This is a genomic window from Planktotalea sp. (assembly GCF_050633725.1).
GTDB lineage: Bacteria > Pseudomonadota > Alphaproteobacteria > Rhodobacterales > Rhodobacteraceae > Planktotalea.
In genome coordinates, this window is sequence record NZ_JBOEHB010000007.1 from 220,820 (window position 1) to 229,667 (window position 8,848).

The window sequence follows — 8,848 nt, forward strand, 5'->3', positions numbered from 1 at the left end:
AAGAAAGTTTAACTCAACAAAGTCGTTCATTCAATAGAGAGCCAAATGCAATCTTCGCGACACAGATTCGAAATTAATTTCTGAGTATAAAGCTTTTCACACCCGTTGAGCAGCCGAGCGACAAGGCTTTGCAGGTGCCAAGCAAAAGCGCCTCATCCCAATCGAACGCAAGTATCGCTTAGGGCGAGTACACTCGAGAACAACAGCAAAAAATGACAATACGCGCGCATCAAGCCTAAAGTTGCAGGGCGCTTTTCTGCAATCTGTGGCAACGCACTTATAGGATAGGTGATCTTGCATTAAGCTAATGTAATTATTACAGAAAAACTGCAAATTTCCCTCTGATACTGCGATCAAAATTGGAACTGTTCAATGCAGGATTGATCAAACACTCTTCGATCCCCTTATCATGATATCTTCCCTCACGCGCATCAAAACAACCATAAGGGGTATTCAAGTGACTTGGATGCGGTTAACGTAACGTGAATCAGGAGGGCATCTTTTGGTAGTGCGTCACACGCCCAGAACATCACTTGTGCGCCCGCCCGCGTTTATTGAGTAACCGTTTTATCCCAAAATCGTTTGAATTGAGAGGGCATTTAGATCCTCGCCTTTAGGCAGTCTCAGCAAATGCCATCATAGCGGCAATTGCTCCACCAATAGGGAACACAATGACAAATCCGATAAGTCCAACAACCACGCCAATTATCGCTGAAATTCCAAAAAACGCGACCACGGCGGATGCGACAAGCGGTGCCTATCTGCCGATAAACAAACTGCTTGGAACATGGCAAAGCCCTGCAGATACACCGACTGGGTACAATGTTATGCCCGTCCCCGCTGGCAACAAGCAGATGCAATCTCCAACGACGTCGGATGATTGGCTCAGCAAGAACTTTTATTACTACGAAGAGATGACCTTCACCGCGCCGGGCGAAGCGCCAAATCGGGGACAGTTGTTCCAGCAGGGTTGCTATGGAATGGCCTACGAGCAGCGGGTGTATTTCGCGCCCAACACGGCGGGGATCGGCGCATTGATCTATCAACCGCCCGTCGCGGCGAGCGCTGAAAATGGGCTGGTCCATTATGAAAACGGTCTGTGGCTCCATTCGCAGTTCGAAGCCCAGCCAGAGGGGGCTTACGGAGCGAACCTGCCCTACCCGCCTGTTGATCCAAGCACGGGCAACCCGATTGCGACACCGACGCCGCCTGCAAATCCTATCGTCAAACAAGTCTCGGTGCCGCATGGAAATTCCATTCTGGCGCTCGGAGGCGTGACACAAATCGACGGCCTTCCGCAACACGACGTCAGTGCTATTGCCGAAAAACCCTTTACACTAGATGCAACGATCCCAAATCCCTCTGCAGTTCTGAAGGCCGCTGTTGACGGCCTTGCCCAGCAGGCGGGCAAGACGTTCAAAACCACGCTTTTGTCCGTTAGCACCGATGCGGCATCTGGCGGCAGCGTTACAAACATCCCCTTCGAGGTCGGAAATGCCGATGTAAGTGGCTACGAAATGGACGTCTGGATCATCGAAGTCTTTGATGATCCGAGCGATACCGCGCCGAGCAGCACCGTGCTGCAATACTTACAAAAAATCCCCATGACCTTTTTCATCACCCAAACGCCAACCCCAGGCGGAAAAGGGAACGATGGCACGGCAGAAACCTTCTACCACATCACAGCAAATACATTGACCAAAGTTCCTGCTGTCTAAGTTGCTAATCTTCTACATTTTGAAAGACAAAACATGACCCACGAACATCATTCTTCCGTTCCTCACGAAACGCTCGAAGCAATCAAAGCCATGTCTCTGGATGAAGCCGTAGCCGAGTTAAAGATCGTTCTGCGTGCTGCTGTTAAGCTCGAAATGGCGACGATTCCGATCTATCTTTATTCCTATTACTCAATCTGCCGAAAGCCGGGCAGCGATGCACCCGCGACCAGCTCGGCCGAAATTGAAGAGTTCCCTGCCAAGTCTTCGCTTTATGGCAACCTTGCTGGCGCCACAGTGATGAGCGTCGCAGTAGAAGAAATGTTGCACATGTCGCTGGCTATGAACCTGCTGACATCAATGCTAAGCGAAGACGAAGATCTGCCCCAAATTTTCAATGGTTTGATGTTTGGCTCTGGTGGCGGCATCGTTCTGCCCGCGCTTCACATGCTCTCGCCGCTCGCCGCAACGACCGCTGGACGACCGGTGGAACATATCTCGGATAGACCGCTAGAAATTCCTTTGGCCAAATATAGCTTGGATCAACTTCAGCATTTCATGCGCATTGAATATCCGGGTCAGGAAGATTCCGTTGCCGAGACAATCGATCTGAAGTCACCTGATTGGGCAACAATCGGTGAAGTTTATGATTTCGCCAAAGCCTTGATCAAACATGGTGGCGGCTCTGGCAAGCACATGCCTGATAGCGTGTTCCAACATGCCAGAGGCGTGCAAATCGGCACCGAGAACTATTCTGCCAGCAGCATTGACACGGTGTCATCTGGTGACAAGACCTTTACCTTTGTCGATCCGCCCGTTGTTGGAACGAACGAAGATGGCGCCATTTCAGCCTCAACCGTCGCAGTTTATGAAAACGACGATCATCACGATCATGAAGGCGAAGATGCGCTGTTCCGTATCAGCAGCGCAAAGGAAGCGGTACGCGCGATAAACACGATCTGCGAGCAAGGCGAAGGAGCCGATTACTCGCAATTTGTTGAAAAAGATGAAGCCGAGGATTCACACTACTACAAGTTCTGGTCCCTCTGCGCAGAGCTTGACGGCTATCCTGCGAACATGGCGACGCCGCCTCAGGTGGAAGGCATTCCTGCGCCCAAACCAACCGCCAACCAGATTTTGGATTTGGGCGAGCGCTTTGTGTATGACTTTCCGACCAACCCAAAGGTTGCCGGATATAGCGATGCACGCTCACAATCGCTGGCGAAGGTCGCCAATGGATTGTTCCAATACATGCTGATCATGACCGAAACGACGCTTTTGGTGCCAGAAAAACATCAAAAGCTCTATTTCAACAAAACCATGCACCAATCGATGATTTGGGTCATGGATAAGCTCTATCAAGCGATGCGGTATACCAAGGATTCCGAAGGGAAAATCGTTGCGCCAACGTTTGAAAACCCCTTCCCTGTTGGCACCACACGCGAGCAAGCCTTTGGTGAGCTGCAAAACCTTGTGGACTCTTGCAAAATCCTTTGCGCCGATTGGACAGAGTTTAAATCGGACGCGACATTCTACATGGATGCAATTGAAAACCTTCCTGACGTTACTCCGTTTTGGGATGGCGATCGCGGGCAAACACCTGACATTTTGCCAAGCTACCTCAAGCCACCATCGCAAAAAGCGGTTAAACCCAGCCCCGACAAGGCTGGCGCAGCGGCGTCCGCACAGAAAATCTTGTCCCCCTACGTTGGAACGCAAGCCTTCCCATCCGCGCCGCCAAGTGATACGGCCCTGTCCACGGCGGCAGGCGATGGCAACTGGGTGCGCCATGCCTGCATGGGGCTGAACTCCTGCAAGAACCAAGGCCGCACGCTGGAAAACAATTGCGCAGGTCAAGGTTGGTGCTCAACGGCGCTCAGCTATAACGCTGGCGATCCAACGAGTCCGAAACTGTCAGATCACACGTGTCATGTCCAAAACGACTGCGCAGGGCAAGGCGGATGTGGGCTTTATGGAACCGAAGAAGAGCTGAATGAACCGGGCGGCAATTCCTGTCAGGCTCAAGGGTCATGCGCGACACCGATCAACGCAGAGCGCTTTATCACTGATGGCGATGAGCGCGGGAAAAGCGTTTGGCAACAAGCGCGCAACCATTTCGAAAACACAGTTTGGAAAACGCTGGACGCTTCAGAGGGCGGGAAACGTCCCCTTCCCGAAGCGGGTTCGAACTTCCCGGAAAAGCCAGAACTTTTTGCCCATGGTCCAACGATCGAATGGATTGAAGACAGCGGTCAGGGCATGACCGCGTGCGGCGCGAGTGGCATGAGCGGCGCAGGAAGCTGCGCTTGATGCAAGATCCCACCGCGTTTGCGAGTCACGTCAGCGCCCTGCCCAAACTGGGTTTGGGCGTTGGTTTGCGCAATGAACACTTCAACCACATCCTGTCGGAGCGACCGGATGTGGATTGGTTCGAAGCGATTTCGGAAAACTTCATGGATTCTGGCGGGCGCCCGGGCTGGGTGATCCGCCAAATCGCAAAGCACTATCCAGTTGTTTTGCACGGAGTTTCCATGTCCATCGGCAGCACCGATCCGCTAAACGAAGACTATTTGAAAAAGCTAAAAACGCTCGCAGATGATGTGCAAGCGAAATGGGTCAGCGATCATTTGTGTTGGACAGGTGTGCTTAGCGTGAACAGTCACGACCTTCTGCCCCTGCCCCTTAACCAAGAAACGCTAAACCACGTGATCGCGCGCGTTCACCATGTCCAAGAAACCCTTGCGCGCCCCTTGATCCTAGAGAACCCTTCGACCTACGCCAGTTTCCAGAACTCGGACATTTCAGAACCCGATTTTCTGCGCGCGATGTCCGATGCAACGGGCTGCGGTTTGCTTCTGGATGTGAACAACGTTTATGTCTCTTGCTTCAACGATGGCAGCGATCCTTTAGACTACCTCAACGCCTTTCCGTTTGAGCGCGTTGTGCAAATGCATCTCGCAGGCCACACCCATTGCGGCTCTTATCTGCTGGACACCCATGATCAGCCTGTCACGCATGGCGTTTGGGAGCTGTTTCGCCTCGCATGGCAACGCACGAATGGCGCATCTACCTTGCTGGAATGGGATGGCGACGTCCCCGCTTTTGCCGATCTGCACCAAGAAGTGCTAAAGGCACGCGCCTTCATGCAAGGCGAAGTCGATGCTCTGCGGCTTTATCAAGAGCAGGCGCCAAGCCCACAACCGAGCGTTTCTAATCCTGTTGATTTCATTGTGCCTGGCGTGCGCGAGCATTCGCGTCTCGGCTCATGAGCGATTCCAGCTCCCTGCAAGGTATGCAGGAATGGATGCAAAATGCTTTGGTTCATCCACACAAAGTGCAAACCCAAGAGGTCAACGCGCGGCTTGTGCCCTCAAACCGCCTTTCGGCCTCCGAGCGATTGGCAATCTATCAACGCAGCTACATAACCCGACTATGTGTGTGCCTTGCAGAGCAATTCCCAGCGTCTCGCCATGCCTTAGGCCCCGCGCTGTTTGACAATTTTGCCCGAGTTTATTTGGCGCGCGATCCGTCAGATAGCTACACCCTATATGAACTGGGGCGACGCTTCCCCGCGTTCTTGGAAGAAACCCGCCCTGACGCAGCGCAGCCCGAAGAGAACCGCGAAACGTGGATCAACTTCATGATTGATCTGGCCACTTATGAGCGCTCGCTTTTTGTGCTTTTTGATGCGCCGGGCCATGAAGGCAAGGAATGGCCTAACGTCGACACGCCCGACGAAGACTTGGTCCTGCAACCCTGTTTTGCACTTGGCAGCTATCGCTTTCCCGTTGCGAATTACTATCACAATGTCTCGGATAACTCAGAGGTTCAGCTTCCGCCGCTTGAAAACAGTTACGTTGCCATATCGCGGTTTGACTATCTCACATCGTCCTTTCCGATCACATATCCGCATTATGTGTTCTTAAAAGCCCTTCAAAATAGCCAAAATGTTGCCGCAGCATTGGATCATGTTGCCTTGGCTTTGGGCACATCGCCAAAGGTGGTTCATGCCTCATGGAAAGATCAGATCAGAGAGCAATGGTTGGCCAATCATTTTTTCGTAAGCCGACATGCGCTCGACGCAAAATGATCGGTTAACCGATTGAATATCCAAGACTATTTGAAAGAGTGGTGCGGGTGGGGAGACTCGAACTCCCACACNNACCAATTCCGCCACACCCGCTACTCATGCGCCTCTTAGCAAAGCAATTCGGGGTTGGCGAGAGCAAAAATGCAGCTTTACGAATAATCAACAAATTCTTGCGAGATTTGCCATCTGAAGAAGAGACTAGATTCCCGCATGAATTGCGTCTACGCTCGCTTCAATAAGGTCAAAATGACCATGAGAGCAGAAATAGGATATCGCAGATGGAGCCAAAAATGGCCCGGCGCGAAGACGAGGTGCAGGCCTCGGAAGATCATCTTGTTGCGCGACACGCGAAACAAAAAGGTCTTTGCGCAGATACAATCATACTGACTATGGACGGTGAATTACCTGCGCGCGACATTGCGCCCGGGGATCGGATCATCACACGCGACGCGGGAATGGCGGTTTTGCTTGGGGTGCGGCGCAAACGTGTCACGTGTGATGCGATCTGCATAAAAGCGGGCTCGCTTGGGCATAAACGTCCACCAGATGATGTCATCCTGCCCAGTGGCACAGAAATTCTGATCCGAGATTGGCGTGCCAAGGCGCTTTATTCTTCGGTGCAAAAACTGGTTTCTGCCGACGAGTTGCAAGATGGCGAATATGTAACGCTCGTGCAGGAACAAGACATGGATGTGATCGAATTTGTCTTCGATGCACCGCATATAATTTATGCGGGCGGTCTGGAAGTTGGGTGCCAAACCAACGGTTAAGCGCCTTTTATGATGCGATTTAGCACCATTGGAAGCGCCTCAGGCAGATCTTCAGCAATCAAGCCCGCACCGATGTCGCGCGCGCATTCAACGTGCAAATACGCCGCGAAACTGGCCGCATCAATGGGGGCTATGCCGCGCGCGCGCAGCCCTGTGATGAACCCGGCCAGCACATCACCCGATCCCGCCGTGGCCAGCCATGCAGCTGAGCGTGCGCCATGGGCGCTATGAACACGGCATATACCGTTTTGATTTGCGATCACTGTATCGGTGCCCTTCAAAAGCACGGTGCACCCTGCCCTCATCGCCGCATCGCGCACCGCATCAACTTTTGAATATGCTGGGCCAACAAGTGCGCGCGCTGTCAGCCTATCTGCAATATCAGGAAACAGCGCTTTGAACTCGCCCAGATGCGGAGTCAAAACGCAGGAGTCATGCAGCAGCTCGAACAAGTCTTCCGGGGCCGCGCGAAAGGCGCTCAGCGCATCTGCGTCGAGAACCACGCCCAAATGCGATCGCGGCGATAGCGCGCCTTTCATCATTTCGCGCGCGCGCTCGGCGCCAAGGCCGGGACCGAGACACAGCGCGCTGAGACGTTGATCTTCTAACGCGGCGCGCAACGCATTGCTGTCTTCTATCTGCGTCATCATCAACGCGGTGATATTAGCCGCGACTTCGCTTTGCCCATCGCGCGGCACACCCAGCGTAACAACACCAGCGCCAATTCTGAGCGCTGCGCGCGCCGCAAGCCGCGCGGCCCCCGTTTTACCGAACCCGCCACTTAGAACCAGCGCTGCACCATTAGAATACTTGTGACCCGTTTGGGCCTTATCCAACTGGTCTTTCATATCTTGATCACAGTGGATGTGACGAACCAGCGCCTCCATAGTTCGTGGCTGTATGCAGCCAATGTCCTTTACCACAACCGTTCCGCAACCAATTGTGCCCTCCGCAAGCACATGACCGATCTTGAGGCGATGAAAAGTCACCGTCATATCGGCCTTAATCACCAAATCAGTTGAAGTTTCAAGCGATCGACCAAGATACCGCCCGCTGTCCGCACATAACCCGCTGGGAACATCGACACTGACAATACGCGGTGCGCCGCTAGATTTGGATGTAGCGTGCCAGTTGCTCAAAACGTTCTGCACCCGAGCTAAGTCCGTGAACGGACGACTAAGCCCTGCCCCAAACAGAGCATCAATCACCAATGTCGTGTCGGGGTGTTTTTCGACATAGCTATCCAGCGCATCATCGCTCAAAGGCACCACATTGCCGAGCGCAATCCAGCGCTTATAGTGAGATCGGGCATCACGTGGCAGGGACTTTGGATCACCCAAAAGGCGAACATCCACCTCCCACCCCGATTGATGCAACAGGCGCGCCACGACAAATCCGTCGCCGCCATTGTTGCCCGGACCGCACAAAACAAGCGCGCGATGCTGAGCCATGCGCAGCTCTGGCCACGCCTCGAAAATGGCATCAACAACACCGCGCCCCGCGCGCTCCATCAACTCAACCCCAGAGGCAGACCCGGACGCAATACACTCTTGTTCTATCTGTCTTATCTGCGCACACGTAAGGAGTTCGTTCATCGTTATCTTTCGCAAGTTTTCATATCGCCTATTTTTTAATCAATCGGGCTAAAAAATGAACATTAAGGTTGCTCAAAGCAGTGACTCCCCCCGCCAAGCCAGTCTATCTAATTGTGGCTGCCAAAGGAAAGTGATCTCAGACAGCAAGCAGATTAGCGGAGGGACCCAGCATGAAAAAGATCGAAGCAATCATCAAACCGTTCAAGCTTGATGAAGTGAAAGAAGCGCTGCAAGACGTCGGTGTTCAAGGTCTTAGTGTTATCGAAGTTAAGGGCTTTGGTCGCCAAAAGGGTCACACCGAACTTTATCGCGGAGCAGAATATGTTGTCGATTTCCTTCCAAAAGTGAAAATCGACGTCGTTCTGGACGATGACCAAGTCGACAGCGCAATCGAAGCGATTGTAAACGCTGCCAAGACAGACAAAATCGGCGACGGCAAAATCTTCGTGAGCCCAGTCGAGCAAGCCATTCGTATCCGCACCGGCGAAGCCGGCTCGGACGCGCTGTAACCTATTCCAACTCTATCAACTCTTAAGAGGACATAAGGCATGAGTATCGAAGCCGTTCTAAAACAAATCAAAGATGAAGACATCGCATATGTCGACATCCGCTTCACCGACACACGCGGTAAAGTTCAGCACGTCACAGTGGATTGCGATCTGGTTGACGAAGACTTCC

7 protein-coding genes and 1 tRNA gene are annotated in these 8,848 nt (G+C 52.8%); 6 read left to right on the top strand and 2 right to left on the bottom strand.

The annotated features are described in order from the left end of the window. The first annotated feature begins 671 nt into the window (after nucleotides 1-671). Genes ACRBCU_RS08445 through ACRBCU_RS08460 form a run of 4 tightly spaced genes read left to right on the top strand, consistent with a single transcriptional unit; the run spans nucleotide 672 to nucleotide 5,805 of the window. Nucleotides 672-1,718: a heme-binding protein gene (locus ACRBCU_RS08445; protein WP_431364931.1), complete on the top strand. Its 1,047-nt coding sequence runs from the start codon at nucleotides 672-674 to the stop codon at nucleotides 1,716-1,718. A gap of 33 nt (nucleotides 1,719-1,751) precedes the next feature. Continuing rightward, nucleotides 1,752-4,025, top strand: coding sequence for a ferritin-like domain-containing protein (locus ACRBCU_RS08450; protein ID WP_431364932.1), 2,274 nt, complete (start codon nucleotides 1,752-1,754; stop codon nucleotides 4,023-4,025). Continuing rightward, nucleotides 4,025-4,984 carry an MNIO family bufferin maturase gene (gene bufB / locus ACRBCU_RS08455; protein ID WP_431364933.1) on the top strand — a complete coding sequence of 320 codons (960 nt, stop codon included), beginning with the start codon at nucleotides 4,025-4,027 and terminating at the stop codon, nucleotides 4,982-4,984. Before ACRBCU_RS08450 ends, bufB begins: the two co-directional genes overlap by 1 nt. Next, on the top strand, nucleotides 4,981-5,805 hold the full coding sequence (locus ACRBCU_RS08460) for an HvfC/BufC family peptide modification chaperone (RefSeq protein WP_431364934.1): 825 nt from the start codon (nucleotides 4,981-4,983) through the stop codon (nucleotides 5,803-5,805). Before bufB ends, ACRBCU_RS08460 begins: the two co-directional genes overlap by 4 nt. Nucleotides 5,806-5,844: 39 nt before the next feature. On the opposite strand, the gene ACRBCU_RS08465 is transcribed toward ACRBCU_RS08460, so the two are convergent. Continuing rightward, nucleotides 5,845-5,898 (bottom strand) — tRNA-OTHER (locus ACRBCU_RS08465). Nucleotides 5,899-6,095: 197 nt separating this feature from the next. On the opposite strand from ACRBCU_RS08465, the gene ACRBCU_RS08470 reads away from it, so the two are divergent. Then, nucleotides 6,096-6,575: a Hint domain-containing protein gene (locus ACRBCU_RS08470; RefSeq protein ID WP_431364935.1), complete on the top strand. Its 480-nt coding sequence runs from the start codon at nucleotides 6,096-6,098 to the stop codon at nucleotides 6,573-6,575. Here ACRBCU_RS08470 and ACRBCU_RS08475 read toward each other — a convergent pair. Next, nucleotides 6,572-8,170 carry an NAD(P)H-hydrate dehydratase gene (locus tag ACRBCU_RS08475; protein ID WP_431364936.1) on the bottom strand — a complete coding sequence of 533 codons (1,599 nt, stop codon included), beginning with the start codon at nucleotides 8,168-8,170 and terminating at the stop codon, nucleotides 6,572-6,574. The genes ACRBCU_RS08470 and ACRBCU_RS08475 overlap by 4 nt on opposite strands. A 170-nt stretch (nucleotides 8,171-8,340) precedes the next feature. Here ACRBCU_RS08475 and ACRBCU_RS08480 point away from each other — a divergent pair, with 170 nt between their 5' ends. Then, nucleotides 8,341-8,679, top strand: coding sequence for a P-II family nitrogen regulator (locus ACRBCU_RS08480; protein WP_431364937.1), 339 nt, complete (start codon nucleotides 8,341-8,343; stop codon nucleotides 8,677-8,679). The last annotated feature ends 169 nt before the right edge of the window (nucleotides 8,680-8,848 follow it).

Excerpts from the sequence above, each read along its gene's own strand:
- ACRBCU_RS08445 (WP_431364931.1), top strand. The coding sequence starts at position 672 with ATGACAAATCCGATAAGTCCAACAACCACGCCAATTATCGCTGAAATT.
- ACRBCU_RS08450 (WP_431364932.1), top strand. The coding sequence starts at position 1,752 with ATGACCCACGAACATCATTCTTCCGTTCCTCACGAAACGCTCGAAGCA.
- bufB (WP_431364933.1), top strand. The coding sequence starts at position 4,025 with ATGCAAGATCCCACCGCGTTTGCGAGTCACGTCAGCGCCCTGCCCAAA.
- ACRBCU_RS08460 (WP_431364934.1), top strand. The coding sequence starts at position 4,981 with ATGAGCGATTCCAGCTCCCTGCAAGGTATGCAGGAATGGATGCAAAAT.
- ACRBCU_RS08470 (WP_431364935.1), top strand. The coding sequence starts at position 6,096 with ATGGCCCGGCGCGAAGACGAGGTGCAGGCCTCGGAAGATCATCTTGTT.
- ACRBCU_RS08475 (WP_431364936.1), bottom strand. The coding sequence starts at position 8,170 with ATGAACGAACTCCTTACGTGTGCGCAGATAAGACAGATAGAACAAGAG.
- ACRBCU_RS08480 (WP_431364937.1), top strand. The coding sequence starts at position 8,341 with ATGAAAAAGATCGAAGCAATCATCAAACCGTTCAAGCTTGATGAAGTG.